Raw genomic sequence first — 19,458 nt, forward strand, 5'->3', positions numbered from 1 at the left:
CGTGTCGAAACCATTCAGGCCGGCTCGACGCCATTGGCCGATGTCACTTACTGGGCAGCCTTGGCCTTCTCGACGATGGCGGCAAACGCAGCCTTCTCGTGAACGGCCAGATCGGCCAGCACCTTGCGGTCGATCTCGATCCCGGCCTTCTTCAGGCCACCGACGAAGCGGCTGTAGGACAGGCCGTGCTGACGTGCGCCGGCGTTGATACGCTGGATCCACAGAGCGCGGAACTGGCGCTTACGCTGACGACGGTCGCGATAGGCATACTGACCGGCCTTGATGACGGCTTGCTTGGCTACGCGAAAAACGCGCGAACGGGCACCGTAGTAGCCCTTGGCCAGCTTAAGAATCTTCTTGTGACGACGACGTGCGACGACACCACGCTTGACACGAGTCATGGCTTTCTCCTGACGTTTAAATGGGCGATCTAAGGCTTACAGATTCGGCAGCATGCGCTGAATCAGGGCCTTGTCGGCGTCATGGATAAGCTTCGTACCACGCAGGTGACGCTTCCGCTTGGTCGACTTCTTGGTCAGGATGTGGCTACGGAACGACTGCTTGTGCTTGAAGCCGTTGGCCGTCTTCTTGAAGCGCTTGGCAGCGCCGCTGTTGCTCTTGATTTTCGGCATGAGTCTAACTCCGCTCGAGTTTTTTCAGAAAATCCGGGGCCGGCGGCCGGTTTGTACCGACCACCCGTTTGGCTGGCCTTCGGATCACTTCTTCTTGGGGGCGATGATCATGATCATCTGGCGCCCTTCCATCTTGGGGAAGGCCTCCACGGTTCCGATTTCCTCGAGATCCGCGGCAATCCGCTCCATCAGCTTGCGACCGATGTCCTGGTGCGCCATTTCACGACCGCGAAAACGCAGCGTGACCTTGCCCTTGTCGCCACCTTCGAGGAAGCGCATCAGGTTTTTCAGTTTCACCTGATAGTCGCCCTCGTCGGTGCCAGGCCGGAATTTGACTTCCTTGACCTGAATCTGCTTCGTCTTCTTCTTCTGAGCTGCCTTCTGCTTCTTCTGCTCGAAGACGAACTTGCCGTAATCCATGATCTTGCAGACGATCGGATCGGCATTGGAAATCTGGACGAGGTCTAGTCCGGCTGCTTCGGCACGCTCGAGCGCTTCGCTGGTGGGCACTACGCCCAGCTGCTCGCCGTCGCTGTCGATCAGGCGTACCTGATCCTCGGTTATCCGCTCGTTCATTGGGGGGCGCTTGTCCTGTGGACGTGCGCGCTGGCTGCTTCGCTTGATCGTTCCGTCTCCGTTCCGGTAATTGACGATGTCGTTACCAACCTGTCTTTACCAACCTGTGCTCACCAACCTTCGACCCGAACCTTCTCAATGAAGGTATCGACGGTCATGGTGCCCAGGTTTTCGCCAGTGCGCGTGCGCACGGCAACCGAGTCGGCTTCGACTTCCTTATCTCCAACCACCAGGAGATAGGGAACCTTCTGCAATGTATGTTCGCGGATTTTAAAGCCGATCTTCTCGTTCCTCAAGTCCGCCTTGACGCGAAGACCAATTTTCTGCAAGCGGCGCTCGAGTTCCAGGGCATAATCGCGCTGCGCATCGGTGATGATCATCACCACCGCCTGCTCCGGCGCCAACCACAGCGGCATGGCCCCAGCGTAGTGCTCGATCAGGATGCCGATGAAGCGCTCGAAGGAACCCAGGATCGCCCGATGCAGCATGACCGGCGTCTTGCGCTCACCGTCTTCGTCTACGAACTGAGCGCCCAAGCGACCCGGCAGGTTGAAGTCGAGTTGCAGAGTACCACACTGCCACACGCGGTTGAGACAATCGCGCAGGGCAAACTCGATCTTGGGACCATAGAAAGCTCCCTCACCCGGCTGCAGCTCCCACTTCAAGCCGGTCGCGTTGAGCGCCGCCTCGAGGCCCTCTTCGGCTCGATCCCACAGCGCCGGCTCGCCCATGAAGTCTTCCGGACGGGTCGACAGCTTCAGCTCGACGTCGTCGAAGCCCAGCTCCTTGTAGACCTTGAGCGTCAGTGCGATGAAGGCCTCGGCCTCGCTCTGAATCTGCTTCTCGGTACAGAAGATGTGCGCGTCATCCTGAGTGAAGCCGCGCACTCGCATCAAACCGTGCAGGGAACCGGAAGGCTCGTTGCGGTGGCAGCTGCCGAACTCGGCCAGGCGCAGCGGCAGATCGCGGTAGCTCTTGAGCCCCTGATTGAACACCTGCACGTGGCAGGGGCAGTTCATCGGCTTGATTGCGTACTCGCGCTTCTCCGACTCGGTGGTGAACATCAGGTCGCTGTAGTGACCCCAGTGGCCGGATTTCTTCCACAATGAAAGATCGACCACCTGGGGCGTACGAATTTCCTGGTAGCCGTGTTCGATCTGGATGCGGCGCATGTACTGTTCCAGCGCCTGGTACATGGTCCAGCCGTTGGGGTGCCAGAACACCATGCCCGGCGCCTCTTCCTGAAGGTGGAAGAGATCCATGCGCTTGGCCAGCTTGCGGTGATCGCGCTTCTCCGCCTCTTCCAGACGCTGCAAGTAGGCCTTGAGCTGCTTCTTGTCGCCCCAGGCCGTGCCGTAGATACGCGTCAGCATCGGTTTGCTGGCATCGCCACGCCAATAGGCACCGGCCAGCTTGGTCAGCTTGAACGCCTTCAGATGCCGGGTGTTGGGGACGTGAGGACCCCGGCACATGTCGGTGTATTCCTTGTGGTAATAAAGGCGAATCGTCTCACCCTGAGGGATGTCACGGATGATCTCCTGCTTGTAGGGCTCATCACGCTCCTCGAAGGTGGCCATCGCCTTGTCGCGGTCGACGTATTCACGGACCACGTCGTACTCGCTATCGATCAGCTCCTGCATACGCGACTCGATGGCGGCCAGATCGTCCGGCGTCACCGAGCGACCGAAGTCGACGTCGTAATAGAAACCGTCGTCGATCACCGGACCAATCGCCATCTTGGCCTCGGGATAGAGCTGCTTGACTGCATGCCCAATGAGATGCGCGCAAGAGTGGCGAATGATCTCAAGCCCCTCAAGGTCGCGGGCGGTGATGATCGCCACCTCGGCGTCTCGCTCGATGAGGTCGGCAGCATCCACCAGCTCGCCGCCGATCTTACCGGCAACACAGGCCTTGGCCAGCCCGGGGCCGATGGACTCGGCGAGCTGCATTACGCTGATGGGTTCGTCGAAAGTTCTTTGGCTGCCGTCCGGCAGGGTCACGATGGGCATCAAAACGTCCTTTGCGCAGTGGTGATCCATACCAGGGATCACATGTCGCGGTTGATAGCGAAGCGGAAATGCGCTCGGCGTGCAGCCCACCCATCACCTTGGGCGATACGAGTGCCGAACAACCGGCCTCGCTGCACGTCACGGCAGCCGACAAGACTAACAGAAGAGCCCAAGGCTCCGCCACGCTCGCCCGCGACCAAGAGCACGTATGCAACAGGGGCACCCGAAGGTGCCCCTGTCTTAACGATACCGGGCTAGCTGTCCGGTAACGCTACCGTCAATCCCAGTTGACGATTTCGACGCGACGGTTCTGAGCCCGGCCTTCGTCGGTATCGTTGGTGGCGACCGGACGCTCCTCACCGAAGCCGCGAGTGGTCATGCGGTTTTCCGCAATGCCCTGGGCGGCCAGGAAGGCGCGTACGGAGTCGGCACGACGCTGAGACAGGCCTTCGTTGTACTGCGCAGAACCGACGGAGTCGGTGTGACCTTCGATACGTACGCGCAGGTTGGGATTCTCACGCAGGGTGGTGGCGACCTGCTGAAGCGTCTGGTGCGCACCCGGACGAATCTCGTCGGAATCGAAGGCGAAGGTGACTTCGCTATCCAGCGTCACGGCCTCGAACTCGGTTACCGGGGGCGGCGCGGGCTCGGGCTCGGGCATCGGCTCGGGCTCGGCTACCGGCTGGGGCGGCGGCGTGCGGTCGGCACACAGCAGAGCGCCGATAGCTGCACCGGTGGCACCGCCAACGGCAATACCCTGATCCTCGTCCGAACTACCGCTGACGGCATAGCCAATGCTGCCGCCAATCAGGCCGCCAGCAATGCCGCAAACCACGGGCTGCTGGTACCAGGCATCGCCGGTAGAAGCCGTAGCCGTACCGCCAGCCCTTTCACCGCCCCTTTGAAAATCCGTGGCACAGCCAGAGAGGCCAAGTACCAGTGCAGAACCCAACAGCAAGCCAGTCGTCGATTTTTTCATTACAAGACTCCTTCTTGATTTTTCATCTCGGGTTATGCTAAAGAACTCATACCCCGATGGTCAGGACAATCATTGACCCAACGGCTTAAAGTGTAGGCCTTTATCCGCCCCGCTCAAAGCGCCTTCGCACTCCGTTCAATGCTCGTGGGCCAGTTTCTGTCATTTTTAACCCACGAACAGCTAAATAATTAGCTTTCCGGAGTTTCAAAAGCGCTGCCAACATTACCTTGCTGTAAAGCATTTGTATAGTTTCAATGCAGGCTGTCCGGCCAGCCACGCCTGAATTTGAGCACCTCTTCCGCAGCCTGCAGCACCGGCTGACGCCACTGCTCCTCGACTTCGAGTCGCTCGCGATCTTCCTGCATGCGATCGCGCGGCGCCAACTCCTTGCGCGCAGAGTGCGTATGCAGGTGCTGGGTGCGAGCATAGACTTCGCCAAAGGCCTGAAGTCCGGGCCTTTCATTCAGGCTCGGGTCGATAATGTCGAGCAACACCTTGCAACGCCAGGCCCCCTCGGTAATGTCGACTTGCTCTTGCAGCAGCGACGAAGCGACGATTTCGAGATTCGCCAGGCAGTTGTCATGCGCACGGCGCAGCTCGTCGACGCGAAACTCCTCGCGGCGCTTCACCTCCTTCCACAGGGTGTAGGCGTAAGCGCCCAGGCCGGCAATGATGGCCAGGCCCACGGCGAACAGGATCATAGCCGTTGTCGTCGTCATCGATTCTCCAGGGGGTTGGGTTCCAGGCGAAATTGTAACGCAAGCTGCGGCGAAGCACAGGCAAGGACGTCATCAATTCAGATAGACCCGGTCACTGCACGCCACGAAGGGGCGATTGAGCAGACTGTCACGCTGGTTGTAGCGCAGCGGTTTCCCGTCATGCAGATCGATGACGGTGCCACCCGACCCTTCCAGCACGCCTTGACCGGCTGCCGTGTCCCATTCACTCGTTGGGCCGAAACGCGGGTAGAGGTCGGCTTCACCCTCGGCGATGCGGCAGAATTTCACTGAACTGCCGCAGCGCTCCAGGGTGGCATCGGCAAACTGTGCCACCCACGCCTCGGTCTGGGTATCGAGATGCGCGCGACTGGCGAGGATTCGAGGCGGGTGTGTGGGTCGCACCGCCATTTCACGACAGCCACCCCGCGACCACGACCAGGCACCGATGCCCGCTCCACCGGCCCAGCTTCTGCCCAGCGCCGGGGCGTGGACCGCACCGAGCAGCACCTTGCCATGAGCTATCAGCGCCACATTGACGGTGAAATCATCGAAGCCGTCGACGAACTCGCGTGTACCGTCAAGTGGATCGACCAGCCAGTAGCGCTGCCAGGTAGAACGCTGCGCCCAGCCAATGCCGGCTTGCTCTTCCGAGAGCAGCGGGATCGCCTCCAGCTTAGGCAAACCGTCGGCCAGACAGCGATGTGCCGCCATGTCGGCCTCCGTTACCGGGCTGCCGTCCTGCTTGCGAACGACATCGAAGCGGCCTTCTCGCACCCGCATGATCTCCCGACCCGCAGCTTCGCAAAGTTCGATGAGCGCAGTAATGTCGGGCATCGAAACAGGCCATGAACTACCCGTGTCAGTCACTCACACCTCCCTTATCCAGGCGCGCAAACGCAAGACGCCCGACAGTTAATGCCGGGCGCCTTGTCGTTTCTTGCCGATGACGGCTACATCACCCACAGACTGGCATAGTGATCCAGCAGCAGCACACCGAACACCCCGAGAATATAGCGTATCGAGAACCAGAAAGCCGCCAGCGGGGCTTGGGCATCCACCCCGCGCCAGACCTTCCAGTTCCAGTACATAAAGCGAAGGTTGAGCGCCATGACCCCTACCAGATAGACCGCCCCACTCATGCCGATAGCGAAAGGCAGCAGGGTCACGGCGACGGTCAGCCAACCATACAACCACACCTGCAGCCGCGTGAAGGCCTCGCCATGGGTCACCGGCAGCATGGGCACACCCGCACGCGCATATTCGTCGCGCTTATGGATTGCCAGAGCCCAGAAATGCGGCGGGGTCCAGGCAAACACGATCAATACCAGCAGCAGCGGCTCGGGCCCCAGTTGTCCGGTCACCGCGGTCCACCCCAGCATCGGCGGAGCCGCACCGGCCACGCCGCCAATGACGATGTTCTGCGGCGTGGCGCGTTTGAGAAAGGCAGTGTAGATCAGCGCATAGCCGATCAACGAGGCCAACGTCAGCCAGGCCGTCAAGGCGTTGACCTGCCACAGCAGCAAGGAAATGCCCGCAATCGACAGCAGCGTTGCCCAGCCCAGCGCCAAAGCCGTGGGCATGCGCTGGGACGCCAAGGGACGCTGAGAGGTACGCAGCATCATGGCATCGAGACGACGGTCCACGATGTGATTGAAGGCCGCCGCACCGCCGGCCGCCATGCCGATACCGGCAAGCCCGAACACCACCGTGGCTAGCGAAGGCAGCGTCGGGGTAGCCAGCGCCATTCCCACGAGCGCACACGCCAGCATGACCACTACCACTCTGGGCTTGCATAGCGTGAGCAGATCCTGCCAGCTCCATTCGGCCGCATCCAGCTGCTCCAGCAGCACGCGCTTCACCCCGCCACGTCGCATCAGCGCGTTAGACATGCACCCACTCCTTGTCCCGTCGTAAAGAATCTTCAGCCGATACGGCCGACTCCCGCCACTGCCAGATGGCCAGCGCCAGCAGCAAGACCAGCGCCACGGCACCTGCCGTATGCAGGAGAGCCAGCCACAAGGGCAACCACATCAGCACATTGGCAATGCCAAGCCCCAATTGAACACCATAGGCGATCACGAGCCCACCAAGCCAGGGGCGCATTCGCGCTTCTCCCCAATAGCGCACTGCCAGGACTATCAGGGCCAGCCCCAGCAGCAGCGCACCGATTCGATGCCCCTGATGAATGGCGGTACGCGCATCGGCATGCAGCTGGCCATGCAGGTAGTTGGGCCCCACGGTCTGAGTCAGGTGGAAGCCCTCGCTCCAGTCCATCTCAGGCCACCATTGGCCATTGCAGGTCGGGAACCCCTGGCAGGCAATACCCGCGTAGTTACTGGATACCCAACCGCCCAGGGCGAGCTGCAGCAGCAGAAGCGCGATCGCCAACCCCCAAAGCGGCGTCAGCCGCCGCCTGGGTGACGCCGCGTTCACCGCCCCCTTGGCGAAGCGGCGCAGGCTCAAGTGCAGCCAAAGGAACAGCAGCAGCACCGCCAACCCTCCCAGCAGGTGCAGGGTCACCACCTGGGGCCACAGCTTGAGCGTAACGGTAAAGGCACCGAAGGCCCCCTGCAGCAGGATCACGACCAGCAGTGAGACGCTCGTCATCCAGGGATAGCCGGCGCGACGACGCAAGCCTGCGCCCAGCACCAGCAGTGAAACGACCAGCAGCCCCAGCGCCGAAGCCACGTAGCGGTGGATCATTTCCACCCAGGCCTTGAAGGTTTCCAACGGTGCATCGGGAGAGTGCGCCATGGCACGCTCGGCATCGGGCACCACCAGGCGCCCGTAGCAACCCGGCCAGTCGGGGCAGCCTAGTCCGGCATCAACCAATCGGGTCCAGACACCGATCAAGATCACCACCGTGGTAAAGACGACCCCCGCCAAGCTCAGGCGCAGCAGCAGGCGTAGCCGCGCCGACTCTCTCTGAACGGTAACGTTGTGCATCGAAGCGCTCTGCATGATGTCGTTTTTCGCCTCCATGATCGAATAGCGCGCTGACTTCGATCAGCTATGTCGGTATTGGCTAAGGCGCCGTTCTGCGTTCGGGATTCATGCGTAACAGATGGCTGAGATCGTCCATGACATCACGCTGTTCGACCTCGCGATGATAAGTCAACACGGCCTGCCCTCGGGGGTCGAGCACCCAGACCCGGCCAGGCGAGTGCCAGTCGGGCACGTGTTGCCACTGGGCCGCGACTTCGCCGGGTAAAAGCTCCCCCTCTCCGCCAATTCGCAGCCGAGTCACGCGGGGCGCCTCACGCCCCAGCGCACGATGCAGCCGCCACCAGCGGTCGGCACCTTCCTCACAGGCCACGCTGCAATCAAAAGCCAGGACCCAGTCACCCTCATCCAGCGCGCCCTGCCATTGCGCCAGGGGCCATTGCGCCAACGACGGCACTTCGGGAGCCAACTCCCCGTGCGCCGTGCGCTGTTCCGGTATCCCGACCCGCCACTGCACCATCACCCATGCGGCAATGACGGGAACGGCGAATATCGCAATCAAGGCCAGCAGCTTGAAGCGCTGGTGTCGAATTCTCACGGCTTCCTGCAAGGCTTGTTCTCCTCGAATGCATCCGGTCCTGCATCTGGCGCAGCACGGCGACGATCGCTCGCCAGCCTGCGCCCTCCCAATACCATCACGATCAAGGCCGCCAGCGCCAGCCCCCACCACTGCACGGCATAGCCCACATGGCGGCTAGGGGGTACCACAGACGGCTGCCACCACGGTACGAGCAAACCGTCCCCGCGCTCGAGGTGCATCCAGCCCGGGTGGGCAAAGTCCATTTGGTCCTCCCAAGCCACCAGTTCGATACGCTGGAGACGACTCCCCTCCCGGTTGGGACCGAACAGCGGTGTACTAGCCCCGGCGGGCTGCCAGCGTCCTTCAACGACGACCTCGCCTTCCGGGGTTTCCACTTCCGGCGTCTCACGGGTGGGTCCGGTGGGATGAAACCCGCGCTGAACGAGCCACAGCCGGCCGTCATGGGTTTGCAGGGGCGTCAGTACCGCCACCCCGAGGCGCCCCTCGTGGGTGCGGTTATCGAGAAACAGGGTCGAATCGGGCAGATAATGGCCACGCAGAGTGAGATGAGTCCCTTCCGGCGGAGAAGCACTGGGTGCTTCGAGCGTTGGGGCGGCGTCGAGACGTGCCAGATATTCACGCTTGTCGTCCGCCCGGTCCCACTGCCATAGTCCAAGGAACAGTCCTAGTGCCACGAGCAGCAACCAGAACACGTACCAGGCGCTCAAACGCCACCCGATTGCCCCCTGCCCCCTGATGGAGTGACTCATGCTTCTCAAGACCCTGATTGCCGTGGTGTTTCTGGCCATGCTGACCAGCCTGGCCGCCGGCGTAGGCTTCCTGCTGCGCGACGATTCCAGTTCGAGGCGACTTCTCGTATCGCTGAAGATTCGCGTCGCCCTGGCGGCACTACTGCTGGCCCTCTTGTTCTACGGCTTCTACTTCGGCAACCTGGGCGTGGCTTGAGCGCCCAGGTTGCAAGCCCCACGCGACGCGCATGGGGCGCAAGGTCAAAAGACATAGACGAACAAGAATAGCCCCACCCACACCACATCGACAAAGTGCCAATACCAGCACGAGGCTTCGAAACCGAAGTGGTCTTCGGCAGCAAAGTGATGTCGCATCACCCTGAACAGCATCACGATGAGGATCAACGTGCCGACAATGACGTGAACCCCGTGGAAGCCCGTCAGGATGAAGAAGGTCGCGCCGTAGATCCCGGCCTGCAGGGTAATGCCGTAGTGAGCGTAGGCCTCGTAGTACTCCACCCCCTGGATCACGATGAAGGTGAGACCCAGCAGGATGGTGCCCGCCAGCCAGTTACGGCATACCTTGCGCTTGCCTTCCTTCAGCGCTTCATGGGCCACGGTCAGGGTGATGCTCGAAGAGATCAGGATCAGGGTATTCACCAGGGGCAGATGCCACGGGCTGAATACCTGAGCCGGTCCTGACACGGATGCATCGGGCGGACTCAGCAGCGGCCAGTGCGCGGTAAACTCCGGCCACAGTAGCGCGGTGGCCCCCTTTGTGCCTTCCCCCCCCAACCACGGTATGGCAAAGGTGCGCACATAGAACAGCGCGCCGAAGAAGGCCGCAAAGAACATGACCTCGGAGAAGATGAACCAACCCATGCCCCAGCGGAATGAGCGATCCATCTGCGCGTCGTAAAGCCCACTGCGGGACTCGACGATCACATCGCGGAACCACAGCGCCATGACGGCTATGACCGCAATGAGACCTACCAGTGAAATCAGCGTACCGCGACCGTGTACCAGCACCATGCCGGTACCGATCATCATCACCCCAAGCGCCAGGGAGCCCAGCACGGGCCATTTGCTGGTTGCGGGTACGTAATAGCTGCCACCACTCATGCCTCACCTCCTTCGTCGCGCTTGACCCCGGCCTGCAGCGATTGGGTTTTGCCCTCTACGGGATAGAGGGTATAGACCAGAGTGACGGTATTGACCTCGGGGGGGAGGTCCCGATCCAACTGGAACACCAGCGGTAACTCAAGACGCTCACCCGCCTGCAGCATCTGCTCCTCGAAGCAGAAGCAGCTGGACTTGCGCACATGGCGGGTCGCCGTGGACGGCGAAACGCTCGGCACGGCGCGGCCCCAGCTTTCGCCACTGCTCTGATTGCTGAACATGAAGTTGACTTCCGACGTCTGGCCCGGATGCAGGCGAACCTGCCGGGTCTCCACATCGAGCCGCCAGGGCAAGCCCGAACCGTTGCGGGTGATGAACTGCACGGTGACCATGCGGGATTCGTCCACCTCGTCATGTACCAGCGCCTGAGCCGTGGTATCGACCTTGCCATTGATTCCCGTCACGCGACAGAACACGTCGTACAGCGGCACCAGGGCAAAGGCAAAGGCGAACATACCCACCAAGGCGGCCACGCTACGCCACACCGTACGCCGCACCCCCGCCTGCCTGGCCTCAGTATCTTGCTGAGTCATGCTTCACTTCTCCTATCGTTTACCTGGCCACGCGAAGTGGCCAGGCAAGCGCATCAGTGAACCGGACGCTGGTAAACCGGCGGCGTTTCGAAGGTATGCAGCGGCGCCGGGCTCGGCACGCTCCACTCGAGGTCGTCGGCGAATTCACCCCATGCAGCCGCCGGAGCCTTCTGCCCGCCACGCACGCACAGCACGATCACGGCAACGAACAGAAGCTGAGAGAAGCCGAACATGAAGGCACCAATGGATGACACCATGTTGAAGTCGGCGAACTGCAGCGCGTAGTCGGGAATCCGACGCGGCATCCCCGCCAGGCCCGCAAAGTGCATCGGGAAGAACGTCAGGTTTACGCTGATCACCGAAAGCCAGAAGTGCCACTGCGCCAGACGCACGTTGGGGTAGTGGCCGGTCCACTTGGGCAACCAATAGTAGGCTGCGGCCATGATCGAGAAGATGGCGCCCGGTACCAACACGTAGTGGAAGTGCGCCACCACGAAATAGGTATCGTGATACTGGAAATCGGCCGGCGCGATGGCAAGCATCAGCCCGCTGAAGCCACCGATGGTGAACAGCACCACGAATGCCAGCGCGAACAGCATCGGCGGCTCGAAGCTGATCGAGCCTCGGAACAAGGTAGTCACCCAGTTGAACACCTTCACCCCGGTGGGCACGGCGATCAGCATGGTGGCGTACATGAAGAACAGCTGCCCCGCCAACGGCATGCCCACCACGAACATATGGTGCCCCCAGACGAGGAACGACAGCACGGCAATGGCAGCCGTGGCATATACCATCGAGGCATAGCCGAACAGGCGCTTACGGGCAAAGGCGGGAATGATCGCCGACACGATTCCGAACGACGGCAGAATCATGATGTAGACCTCGGGGTGACCGAAGAACCAGAAGAGGTGCTGGAACAGTACCGGATCGCCGCCGCCAGCCGCATCGAAGAAGCTGGTGCCGAAGTTGATGTCCATCAGCATCATGGTGATGACACCGGCAAGCACCGGCATTACCGCGATCAGCAGGAAGGACGTGATGAACCAGGTCCAGACGAACAGCGGCATGTCCATCATGCGCATACCCGGGGCACGCATGTTCAGGATGGTGGCGATGATGTTGATCGCACCAAGAATCGAACTGATACCCGCGATGTGCAGCGATAGAATGAAGAAGGTCGTGGACGGCGGCGCAAAGGTAGTGGAGAGCGGCGCGTAGAAGGTCCAACCGAAGTTGGGCCCGCCACCCGGCATGAACAGGGTGGAGAGCAGCAACCCGAATGCTACCGGCAGCAGCCAGAAGCTGAAGTTGTTCAGCCGTGGCAGCGCCATGTCGGGGGCGCCGATCTGCAACGGAATCATCCAGTTGGCCAACCCGGTAAAGGCCGGCATGACCGCTGCAAAGACCATGATCAGGCCATGCATGGTGGTCATCTGGTTGAAGAACTCGGGATTGACGAACTGCAGGCCTGGCTGGAACAGCTCGAGACGCACAACCAGTGCGAAGATCCCGCCGATGAAGAACATGATCAGCGAGAAGATCAGGTACATCGACCCGATCTCTTTGTGATTGGTGGTCAATAGCCACCGCATGATGCCCTTCGGGGGGGCTTCGTGGGCATGTCCATGCCCCGCTTCCGCGGCGGTGGCGCTCTGCTCGAGAGTCGGCTGAGGAGGTACCTTAGGGGCCATCGGAATACTCCAGATTCATTGTCTTGTTGTATATCGCTGCTCGTCGGTGCCCCTCACGGTGCACCGGCACCGTGAGGGCGATCATCATTGCAGTCGCTCGGCGATTTCGGCCGGCTGCACCGCATCGCCGGACTCATTGCCCCAGGCGTTACGGGTATAAGTGATGACCGCTGCCAGCTCGACCGGGTTGAGCGTCGTACGGAACGACGGCATGGCAGTTCCGGACACCCCATTGATGATGACATCCTTGTGCCACTCGACATCGGCGAGCATCTGTTCGTTGCCGGCCAGGGCCGGGAAGGCCGGCGGCGACCCCTGCCCCTCAGGCTGGTGGCACGAAGCGCAAATGCTGCCGTAAACGCCCTCGCCCCGCTCCATCAGCTCGTCGAACTCCCATTCGCGATCGATGCCCATGGCCTCTTCCGCAGCCATCTCCTGACGCTCGGCCAGCCAGGTATCGAACTCATCTTCCTCGACGGCATGCACGACGATGGGCATGAAGGCATGGTCGACCCCACACAGCTCGGCGCACTGCCCACGATAGATACCCGGTTCGTTGATGCGCACCCAGTTCTCGGTGATGAAGCCGGGTACCGTGTCCTGTTTTACGGCAAACTCGGGCACCCACCAGGCGTGAATGACGTCATCGGAAGTGAACAGGAAGCGAACCTTGCGATTGATCGGCAGCACGAGCGGCTCATCGACTTCGAGAAGATAGTGCTCACCGCGCTCCTCGTCGCCGCGAATTTGCGCGCGAGGTGTGGCCAAATTGGAATTGAAGGCGACGTCTTCGCCCAAGTACTCGTAGCGCCAGCGCCACTGCTGGCCGGTGACCATGACATCCAGCTCGGCACCGGAAGGGTCGTAGATTTTCTTCAGCGTCGCGGTAGCGGGTACCGCCATACCAATGAGTATCAACAACGGGATCGCCGTCCAGATGATCTCGACGGTGGTGTTTTCGTGGAAATTGGCAGCCTTGGCACCCTTGGAGTGGCGATAGCGAAACAGGGAATAGAACATCACCCCGAATACGAGCACGCCGATGACCACACAGATCCAGAAGATCAGCATGTGCAGACTGTAGATCTCACTACTGAGGTCAGTAACCCCGACCGGCATGTTCCAACCGCTAGCCAGAGCCACCTGGCTCGAGCCGACAAGGGTCAAGCCCCCTGCCAACCAGACGAGCAGAGTGCGCATCGACGCCTCCCGATGTTTGTAGTTGTATCGATAACGGCGCCCCCAGGAGTCAGGGTGAGGGGTTCTCATCCTGAGAACATTAGCCGCTTCTTCTAGCGAGTATATGGAGACACGTTTAGAAAGTCACTCGCCAAACGTTCACCTTAAGGCTAACGCGCTTAACAACGTTCGCCACCGCTTCGTTCAGCCGGCTACCTGTATCGCGATCAGGGCCAGCACCCCCACCAGCAGCAGCCCCATGACGATCCCCGTGACGATGAAAGCTAGCGCATTCCCCTTCTCGAAATCCTCACGACGCCGCTGGTCGCGCTGTACGCCGAAGAAGGCGGCCAACACTGACTTGATGACATCCCACATCGTCCTGCTTCCCCTTGAATTTCCGACCGGCCGTAGAGCATGACATATCCCGGCTACGACCGGTGAGCAACGGCTCTCCGACAGCAAAAAAATATCGCCGAAATTCATACCGCAACGCAGCGAATAAACGTGGGAGCACCACCACCGCTGGACTAGACTGGAAGTAACCCCGTTCAGCCTGCCCGCCCCATACACTCACTTCGACGTATTAGAGGAGACCGCCATGGCCAGCACAACCCCCACCCATCCCAACCCGGCGCTCGACGCCTCTCAACCGATGTTGCAATGGTGGTCGCAACAGTGGCTGCAGGGAGTCGCACCCATGTCACGACTTCAGTTGGCCTGGATGGAAAGCGTATCGGACCTGATGCTGCAGGAAGCCAACTTTATCGCCGCTCTTTCACAAGCCGGACAGCAGATCGCCCGCTGCTACGAGACCCACGGCGCCGATCCGGAAAAAATGAAGGAGTGTTATGAAGATGTCGCCCGAGAAGTCGCCGAACACAACCTGGAGCGCATGAAGCAGGTGGCCGCCCTGCCCCATGAGTTCCGTCGCCGTATATGGGAAGAGATCTGATCGCGGCATGCCGGCTCAAAGCGACAACCCGTTTCATCATCGGTTACGAAAAGAGGCGTCCTCATCGATAATGGCAAGCGATTGAAAGGAAAGTACAAAAGAGGCTTTTCATTTGCACCCGAACGCGCTAGTATACGCCTCGTTCTCAAGGCCCAGGCCTGAAGAACAGTCGGAGCGTGGCGCAGCTTGGTAGCGCGCTGCAATGGGGTTGCAGAGGTCGCAGGTTCGAATCCTGTCGCTCCGACCATTGGATTCAAGAGAAGCCGCCACTCACGGGTCATGCCGGGTGGCGGTTTTTCGTTGATGGTAAACACTGGTAACAAACTGCCTGGACCTCAACACTACGAGTGTTGGCCACTGCACAGATCATTTTCAGTGATTACGTAAAGCAGAAAGCCCGACCGATTGCCCGGCCGGGCCTCATCCCGCTGCATCTCTCCCTGGCACACCGCTCCCTGTGCACCTCTCCCTGACGCATATCAAGATTGCCACGCTGCGCCTTTTGTTGGCAGATGGATTTTGTAAGCTTTTTCCCATAAACATTGTGGGCTATAGCTTACAGATGCGACGAGATCACTTAAATAGGCTGTATAAAAATCAGCATTCATCAAAAAGGTAGAGACCCAGCGGGTCTCCGAGAAAGCCGGTACGGTTCAGAGCCTTTGCTGAAAACCAGTTTGGGCGGACCGCGCCTGATGTAGCTAGACTGAAGCCACGATAGGGAGCGTCACTTTCAAGGAGAAAATGCCATGGCTTTCACCGCGACAGACCCCATCAAGATGATCTTTGCCATTCTGCTGCCTCCGGTCGGCGTCTTTCTTGAAGTAGGCCTGAAACCACACTTCTGGCTGAATATACTGCTGACGATGCTGGGCTTCATACCGGGGATCATCCACGCCTTCTATGTGATCCTGAAACACTAGCCGGTTGCATGAACGCTCTACCTCTCAGCTACCAGCCAACAGGAGCGCACCGCATGAGGTATCGGGTTTATAGAGCCGTACAAGTCAACGAAGCCTCTGACCAGCCGCCGGAATGGTGGGTCGTTGACATGAGCGAGGCCGAGGAAAAAGCAGGCCTAGTCGTAGTCGCACGCCATGGAATCGAGCACGAAGCCATACAAGACGCTGACGAGCGCAACGACAATATCTCCTCGTCTGTTTGAACCCTGCCCGCTCAGCCCTCATCGGCATTGTCATGGGCAATGATCGCGACGATAACCGAGCGGTCTGCGTTGGCCCGGCGCCTCAATGCCTCATACTTACTGTTCCTGCTACTACAGTGATGGAACATCCTGTGCCACGAGGAAGGCCCGATGCAACGCACTGCCCCCTTTACGTCATCGCCGTGCTGGGCCTTGGAGCCCTACCGCATCTTGCGGCTGCGGAATGCGAACTCAACGACGCACAGCGCGAAATGCTCGAGCGCGTCAATGAGGCGCGTAGCGAAGCGCGTCAATGCGGCGATGAGGAGCTCACTGCCGTTGAAGCGCTGGAATGGAGCTGCCGCCTGGCCGAAGCCGCGCACGACCATTCGCGCAACATGGCGGAAAATCAATTTTTCAGCCATACCGATGCCGAGGACGAAGGGGTCGATGCGCGGGTGAGCGACACCGGATATGAGTGGCAGGCGGTCGGTGAAAATATCGCTGCCGGGCCGCCCGATGTGGCGCGTGCAATGGAAGGCTGGCTGGAAAGCCCCGGGCACTGTGTCAATATCATGAGCGATAACTTCACCCAGATGGGTGCGGCTTCCTACGAAACTGAAGAGTCACGCTACTCGCCCTTCTGGACGCAGGTATTCGCCAGGCCGCGATGACAGCGGTTAAAAAGTAAGTGAAGGAAAAGCAGAGGCAGGAAAGCGAGAAGTCACTGGTCTTGGAGTCTGGTCTTGGAGAGGAGTAGAGCTGGACCCTCCCTGGCCCAATTACCAAATAGATACCGTCAGGGAATGTAAGCCGCCAAGGCGTCCTGTGCCGCTTGTTGAGCCAGGGCATGAGATACCCAATGGTTCAGCACTTCACAGGCGGGACCCGCAGCGTTCTGTTGAGTTGGCATGAGGTTTCTCCTTTGTCACTTCCAGAAACATAATGCCGCAGACATGTCGACATTTCACCTCTGTCACGACACTTTGCCCGATAAGGGCAAAGAAAGGGTGTCACGTGTCACGGAACACGGCTCAGCCCTGCATCGCAGCATGGAAAACGCTTACAGCCTCATTCCAGTGCGCGGAACCACCCACACCAATCTGCGCAAACGGTCAGTTGACAAGCCCCAGCCGACAATTGATGCCCGCCGGGATCTGACCATTCGGGTTGTCCAGCGCCAAACCGATGGCAAATGTGCCGCTCGAGGCATCGATCACGCTGTCTACGCGCTGTACGCGCGCCACGGCTTCTTCCTCTATCGGCGCCAGCAATCGAATCGTCAGTCGATCCCCCACGGCAACGGCCCCGTATGCCGTCAGCGGCATGACCGCTTCGATCCGAAGCGGGTCGAGCTGCACCAGTTCCAACACCGGCGTAGCATCGATGTACTCCCCCTCTTCCGCCCAGCGCTGGGTGACGAGACCGGCAAAAGGTGCACGCAGGGTCATCTGTTCCAGCCGGGCATTGGCCAGGTTGACCTGCATACGCGCAAGGCGCATTTCCGTATCGATTTCGTCACGCTCGCTCTCACTGAGCATACCTCGCTCGATCATGCGCTGGTTGCGCTGTACGCGACGGTCGGCATAGTCGGCCCGAGCGCGCTCCAGCGCCACACTGGCCAATTCCACCTCCCGCCTCAGCGTGAACAGCGTGTCGCCTGAACCGACCTCATCGCCGGGCTCGACCTGAATGGCGTCTATGACGCCGGGAACCTGGCTCGAGAGGGTCGCCTGCCTGCCCGGCTCGACCAGACAACTCAATTCCCCGAAACCATGCTCGACCACATCCTGACCCAGGGCCGGGAGCGTCACAGCCCCGAGTGTAGCGGCAAGGCACAGCGGCAGTGCGATACTGCGATGAACAAGCGGACTCATAGGGTTTCCTCGTCGTGACGCGCCATGCCGTCTATATCGTTGGGGATTCTATTCATTCGGCTTTACCACTGAAGCCGAGTTGTTCGTCTTCACGCCAGTCGGCATCGAGTAGCCGCCCACGCTCACGGGCATGACGTGCCTCTCGGCGACGCTGCGCTCGTTTCAAGCGGGCCGGCAGCTGGCCCAGTAGGCGTTGCCAGCCCTCCAGCTCATCAAGCAGCGCATCCTCTTCACTGACGACGAATTCCACGCTGCCCGGATCGCCCTGACGAGCGCAGCGGCCGGCTATCTGACGGTCTACACGCGAGGCATCGTGATGGCCGGCAATGATGACATGCAGCCCCCCCGCCGCCTTGACCTCATCGTCGAGCGAAATATCCGTGCCGCGCCCCGCCATGCTGGTGGCCACCGTCACGGCCCCCTTGCGGCCACCGCGGGCCACCGTACCGGCCTCTTCCGCATCCTGACGGGCGTTGAGCATCGCATGGTCCACCCCGGCTGCATCGAGCTGCCGGGAGAGTGCCTCGGAGTCGGCCAGGCTCACCGTAGCCACTAATACCGCACGCCCCTGCGCGGCAATCTCCTGCACCCGGCAGGCGATCCATTGCCACTTGTCCACTTGACGCTCAAGGGTCACCGTCGGCCAGTGTTGTCGCTTGCTCGGGCGGTGTGGCGGTATCGCCACCACTCTTAAGCGATAAGTGCGCCACAACTCGCCGCGCACTTCCCGCGCCGTGCCAGTCATACCGGAAAGATGATGATAACGACGAAAGAAACGCTGATAGGTCAGGCGCGCCAGGGTCACATTGGGGTCGCTCGGCTCACAGCCCTCGAGCCGTTCGATCATTTGCTGCAGCCCCTTTTCCCAACTGCGGTCCGCCATGACCCGCCCGGTGTGTTCATCGATGATCTGAACCTTGCCGTCACGTACCAGGTAATGATGGTCACGCTGGAAATGGTGATGTGCCACCAGCGCCTGCTGTACCAACCACTCTCTCCGCGAACGCCCCACCCAGCCGCTGCCACGTAGTGCCTGAGCCTTTTCGGTAAGCTGCTGGCGTCCGCGCTCGGTCAGGTGGATCTGGCCGCTCTCGCGTATGAAGTCGGTGTTCTCCTCGAACTCACCGGCCAGTGCCAGCGCTTCGTCGAGCAGCCCGATATCCAGCGCATCGTTGCCAGCAGGTCCGGACAGAATCAGAGGCGTACGCGCCTCGTCGAGCATTACGCTGTCGGCTTCATCGACGATGGCGTAATGCAGACCGCGTAACAACAGACGCTCGTCGTGCAGCTCCCCGATCAGACGGGCTGCATGAGCCTGCAAGGGGTGACGGTGCCGAGCCAGCAGCTGCGTGTCGCGCAGATAGTCGAACACCAGCTCTTTATTGGTACAGTAGACGACGTCAGCCGCGTAGGCGGCCCGGCGCTCCTGGGGCGGCATCTCATGCACCACGGCGGCCACGCTAAGTCCCAGTGCGCGATAAACCGGCGTCATCAGCTCGGCGTCCCGGGCAGCGAGGTAATCGTTGACGGTGATGACATGTACGGGAATACCTGCCAAGGCGGCCGTCGCAGCCGGCAGCGTAGCCGTCAGCGTCTTGCCCTCGCCGGTATGCATTTCGGCGATACGCCCCCCAAGCATGGCCAGCCCACCAAGTAACTGCACGTCGTGATGAGCCATGCCCAGCTCGCGGCGAGAAATTTCGCGCACCAAAG

Annotated in this window: 22 protein-coding genes and 1 tRNA gene; 5 read left to right on the plus strand and 18 right to left on the minus strand. The window is 60.6% G+C overall.

The features are described 5' to 3' along the window. Positions 1–47 precede the first annotated feature (47 nt). The 11 genes from rplT to AC2VNO_RS15720 form a co-directional block, all read right to left on the minus strand. Positions 48–401 carry a 50S ribosomal protein L20 gene (rplT, locus tag AC2VNO_RS15670; protein ID WP_159552283.1) on the minus strand — a complete coding sequence of 118 codons (354 nt, stop codon included), beginning with the start codon at positions 399–401 and terminating at the stop codon, positions 48–50. Between the two features lie 36 nt (positions 402–437). Continuing rightward, a complete protein-coding gene (rpmI, locus tag AC2VNO_RS15675; protein WP_010628692.1) occupies positions 438–632 on the minus strand; it encodes a 50S ribosomal protein L35 in 195 nt (64 codons plus the stop codon). 84 nt (positions 633–716) lie between these two features. After that, positions 717–1,286: a translation initiation factor IF-3 gene (gene infC / locus AC2VNO_RS15680; protein ID WP_486935016.1), complete on the minus strand. Its 570-nt coding sequence runs from the start codon at positions 1,284–1,286 to the stop codon at positions 717–719. 32 nt (positions 1,287–1,318) lie between these two features. After that, a complete protein-coding gene (gene thrS / locus AC2VNO_RS15685; protein WP_486934995.1) occupies positions 1,319–3,217 on the minus strand; it encodes a threonine--tRNA ligase in 1,899 nt (632 codons plus the stop codon). A 277-nt stretch (positions 3,218–3,494) separates the two neighbouring features. Then, positions 3,495–4,196 (minus strand): OmpA family protein, encoded by a 702-nt coding sequence (locus AC2VNO_RS15690; RefSeq protein WP_486934996.1) that lies wholly within the window; start codon positions 4,194–4,196, stop codon positions 3,495–3,497. Between the two features lie 251 nt (positions 4,197–4,447). Beyond that, a complete protein-coding gene (locus AC2VNO_RS15695; protein WP_486934997.1) occupies positions 4,448–4,915 on the minus strand; it encodes a DUF2489 domain-containing protein in 468 nt (155 codons plus the stop codon). A gap of 72 nt (positions 4,916–4,987) precedes the next feature. Further along, positions 4,988–5,749 (minus strand): 3'(2'),5'-bisphosphate nucleotidase CysQ, encoded by a 762-nt coding sequence (gene cysQ, locus AC2VNO_RS15700; protein WP_486934998.1) that lies wholly within the window; start codon positions 5,747–5,749, stop codon positions 4,988–4,990. A gap of 116 nt (positions 5,750–5,865) precedes the next feature. Further along, positions 5,866–6,804 carry a heme o synthase gene (gene cyoE / locus AC2VNO_RS15705; protein WP_486934999.1) on the minus strand — a complete coding sequence of 313 codons (939 nt, stop codon included), beginning with the start codon at positions 6,802–6,804 and terminating at the stop codon, positions 5,866–5,868. After that, positions 6,797–7,861, minus strand: coding sequence for a COX15/CtaA family protein (locus AC2VNO_RS15710; protein WP_486935000.1), 1,065 nt, complete (start codon positions 7,859–7,861; stop codon positions 6,797–6,799). Before AC2VNO_RS15710 ends, cyoE begins: the two co-directional genes overlap by 8 nt. A gap of 79 nt (positions 7,862–7,940) precedes the next feature. Continuing rightward, positions 7,941–8,468, minus strand: coding sequence for a hypothetical protein (locus AC2VNO_RS15715; protein WP_486935001.1), 528 nt, complete (start codon positions 8,466–8,468; stop codon positions 7,941–7,943). Further along, positions 8,453–9,208, minus strand: a complete 756-nt coding sequence (locus AC2VNO_RS15720) for an SURF1 family protein (RefSeq protein WP_486935002.1) — start codon at positions 9,206–9,208, stop codon at positions 8,453–8,455. The genes AC2VNO_RS15715 and AC2VNO_RS15720 overlap by 16 nt, the downstream gene beginning before the upstream one ends. Between AC2VNO_RS15720 and AC2VNO_RS15725 the strand changes: the two genes are divergently transcribed. After that, positions 9,207–9,404: a DUF2909 family protein gene (locus AC2VNO_RS15725; RefSeq protein ID WP_486935003.1), complete on the plus strand. Its 198-nt coding sequence runs from the start codon at positions 9,207–9,209 to the stop codon at positions 9,402–9,404. The genes AC2VNO_RS15720 and AC2VNO_RS15725 overlap by 2 nt on opposite strands. A gap of 44 nt (positions 9,405–9,448) precedes the next feature. Here AC2VNO_RS15725 and AC2VNO_RS15730 read toward each other — a convergent pair whose 3' ends face one another. From AC2VNO_RS15730 to AC2VNO_RS15750, 5 genes are all read right to left on the minus strand, one after another. Next, positions 9,449–10,309: a cytochrome c oxidase subunit 3 gene (locus AC2VNO_RS15730; protein WP_486935004.1), complete on the minus strand. Its 861-nt coding sequence runs from the start codon at positions 10,307–10,309 to the stop codon at positions 9,449–9,451. After that, positions 10,306–10,899: a cytochrome c oxidase assembly protein gene (locus AC2VNO_RS15735; protein WP_486935005.1), complete on the minus strand. Its 594-nt coding sequence runs from the start codon at positions 10,897–10,899 to the stop codon at positions 10,306–10,308. Before AC2VNO_RS15735 ends, AC2VNO_RS15730 begins: the two co-directional genes overlap by 4 nt. 53 nt (positions 10,900–10,952) lie before the next feature. Next, a complete protein-coding gene (gene ctaD / locus AC2VNO_RS15740; protein ID WP_486935006.1) occupies positions 10,953–12,590 on the minus strand; it encodes a cytochrome c oxidase subunit I in 1,638 nt (545 codons plus the stop codon). Between the two features lie 84 nt (positions 12,591–12,674). Further along, positions 12,675–13,790, minus strand: a complete 1,116-nt coding sequence (coxB, locus tag AC2VNO_RS15745) for a cytochrome c oxidase subunit II (RefSeq protein WP_486935007.1) — start codon at positions 13,788–13,790, stop codon at positions 12,675–12,677. Between the two features lie 183 nt (positions 13,791–13,973). Further along, entirely contained in the window at positions 13,974–14,147 is a 174-nt protein-coding gene (locus tag AC2VNO_RS15750; RefSeq protein WP_486935008.1) for a DUF2970 domain-containing protein, read from the minus strand. A gap of 223 nt (positions 14,148–14,370) precedes the next feature. Between AC2VNO_RS15750 and AC2VNO_RS15755 the strand changes: the two genes are divergently transcribed. The 4 genes from AC2VNO_RS15755 to AC2VNO_RS15770 all read left to right on the plus strand — a co-directional run bounded on the left by AC2VNO_RS15755 (position 14,371) and on the right by AC2VNO_RS15770 (position 16,542). Then, positions 14,371–14,724 carry a hypothetical protein gene (locus tag AC2VNO_RS15755; protein WP_486935009.1) on the plus strand — a complete coding sequence of 118 codons (354 nt, stop codon included), beginning with the start codon at positions 14,371–14,373 and terminating at the stop codon, positions 14,722–14,724. Positions 14,725–14,894: 170 nt separating this feature from the next. Continuing rightward, positions 14,895–14,971: transfer RNA gene (locus AC2VNO_RS15760), tRNA-Pro, on the plus strand. A gap of 502 nt (positions 14,972–15,473) precedes the next feature. Further along, positions 15,474–15,647: a YqaE/Pmp3 family membrane protein gene (locus AC2VNO_RS15765; protein ID WP_486935010.1), complete on the plus strand. Its 174-nt coding sequence runs from the start codon at positions 15,474–15,476 to the stop codon at positions 15,645–15,647. Positions 15,648–16,020: 373 nt separating this feature from the next. Then, entirely contained in the window at positions 16,021–16,542 is a 522-nt protein-coding gene (locus AC2VNO_RS15770; RefSeq protein WP_486935011.1) for a CAP domain-containing protein, read from the plus strand. 441 nt (positions 16,543–16,983) lie between these two features. Here the strand turns inward: AC2VNO_RS15770 and AC2VNO_RS15775 are convergent, their stop codons facing one another. Together AC2VNO_RS15775 and AC2VNO_RS15780 are read right to left on the minus strand one after the other, a co-directional pair. Further along, the gene (locus AC2VNO_RS15775) at positions 16,984–17,745 is read right to left on the minus strand and encodes an efflux RND transporter periplasmic adaptor subunit (RefSeq protein ID WP_486935012.1); all 762 of its coding nucleotides are present in this window, start codon (positions 17,743–17,745) and stop codon (positions 16,984–16,986) included. 52 nt (positions 17,746–17,797) lie between these two features. Next, a partial coding sequence (locus tag AC2VNO_RS15780) for a preprotein translocase subunit SecA (RefSeq protein ID WP_486935013.1) occupies positions 17,798–19,458 on the minus strand: 1,661 nt, incomplete at its 5' end.

The sequence above is a fragment of the Halomonas sp. TH-94 genome (assembly GCF_057473365.1).

Excerpts from the sequence above, each read along its gene's own strand:
- AC2VNO_RS15725 (WP_486935003.1), top strand. The coding sequence starts at position 9,207 with ATGCTTCTCAAGACCCTGATTGCCGTGGTGTTTCTGGCCATGCTGACC.
- ctaD (WP_486935006.1), bottom strand. The coding sequence starts at position 12,590 with ATGGCCCCTAAGGTACCTCCTCAGCCGACTCTCGAGCAGAGCGCCACC.
- AC2VNO_RS15775 (WP_486935012.1), bottom strand. The coding sequence starts at position 17,745 with ATGAGTCCGCTTGTTCATCGCAGTATCGCACTGCCGCTGTGCCTTGCC.
- AC2VNO_RS15730 (WP_486935004.1), bottom strand. The coding sequence starts at position 10,309 with ATGAGTGGTGGCAGCTATTACGTACCCGCAACCAGCAAATGGCCCGTG.
- AC2VNO_RS15750 (WP_486935008.1), bottom strand. The coding sequence starts at position 14,147 with ATGTGGGATGTCATCAAGTCAGTGTTGGCCGCCTTCTTCGGCGTACAG.
- AC2VNO_RS15735 (WP_486935005.1), bottom strand. The coding sequence starts at position 10,899 with ATGACTCAGCAAGATACTGAGGCCAGGCAGGCGGGGGTGCGGCGTACG.
- AC2VNO_RS15765 (WP_486935010.1), top strand. The coding sequence starts at position 15,474 with ATGGCTTTCACCGCGACAGACCCCATCAAGATGATCTTTGCCATTCTG.
- cyoE (WP_486934999.1), bottom strand. The coding sequence starts at position 6,804 with ATGTCTAACGCGCTGATGCGACGTGGCGGGGTGAAGCGCGTGCTGCTG.
- AC2VNO_RS15720 (WP_486935002.1), bottom strand. The coding sequence starts at position 9,208 with ATGAGTCACTCCATCAGGGGGCAGGGGGCAATCGGGTGGCGTTTGAGC.
- AC2VNO_RS15695 (WP_486934997.1), bottom strand. The coding sequence starts at position 4,915 with ATGACGACGACAACGGCTATGATCCTGTTCGCCGTGGGCCTGGCCATC.
- AC2VNO_RS15690 (WP_486934996.1), bottom strand. The coding sequence starts at position 4,196 with ATGAAAAAATCGACGACTGGCTTGCTGTTGGGTTCTGCACTGGTACTT.
- rplT (WP_159552283.1), bottom strand. The coding sequence starts at position 401 with ATGACTCGTGTCAAGCGTGGTGTCGTCGCACGTCGTCGTCACAAGAAG.
- thrS (WP_486934995.1), bottom strand. The coding sequence starts at position 3,217 with ATGCCCATCGTGACCCTGCCGGACGGCAGCCAAAGAACTTTCGACGAA.
- rpmI (WP_010628692.1), bottom strand. The coding sequence starts at position 632 with ATGCCGAAAATCAAGAGCAACAGCGGCGCTGCCAAGCGCTTCAAGAAG.
- coxB (WP_486935007.1), bottom strand. The coding sequence starts at position 13,790 with ATGCGCACTCTGCTCGTCTGGTTGGCAGGGGGCTTGACCCTTGTCGGC.
- AC2VNO_RS15710 (WP_486935000.1), bottom strand. The coding sequence starts at position 7,861 with ATGCACAACGTTACCGTTCAGAGAGAGTCGGCGCGGCTACGCCTGCTG.
- cysQ (WP_486934998.1), bottom strand. The coding sequence starts at position 5,749 with ATGCCCGACATTACTGCGCTCATCGAACTTTGCGAAGCTGCGGGTCGG.
- AC2VNO_RS15755 (WP_486935009.1), top strand. The coding sequence starts at position 14,371 with ATGGCCAGCACAACCCCCACCCATCCCAACCCGGCGCTCGACGCCTCT.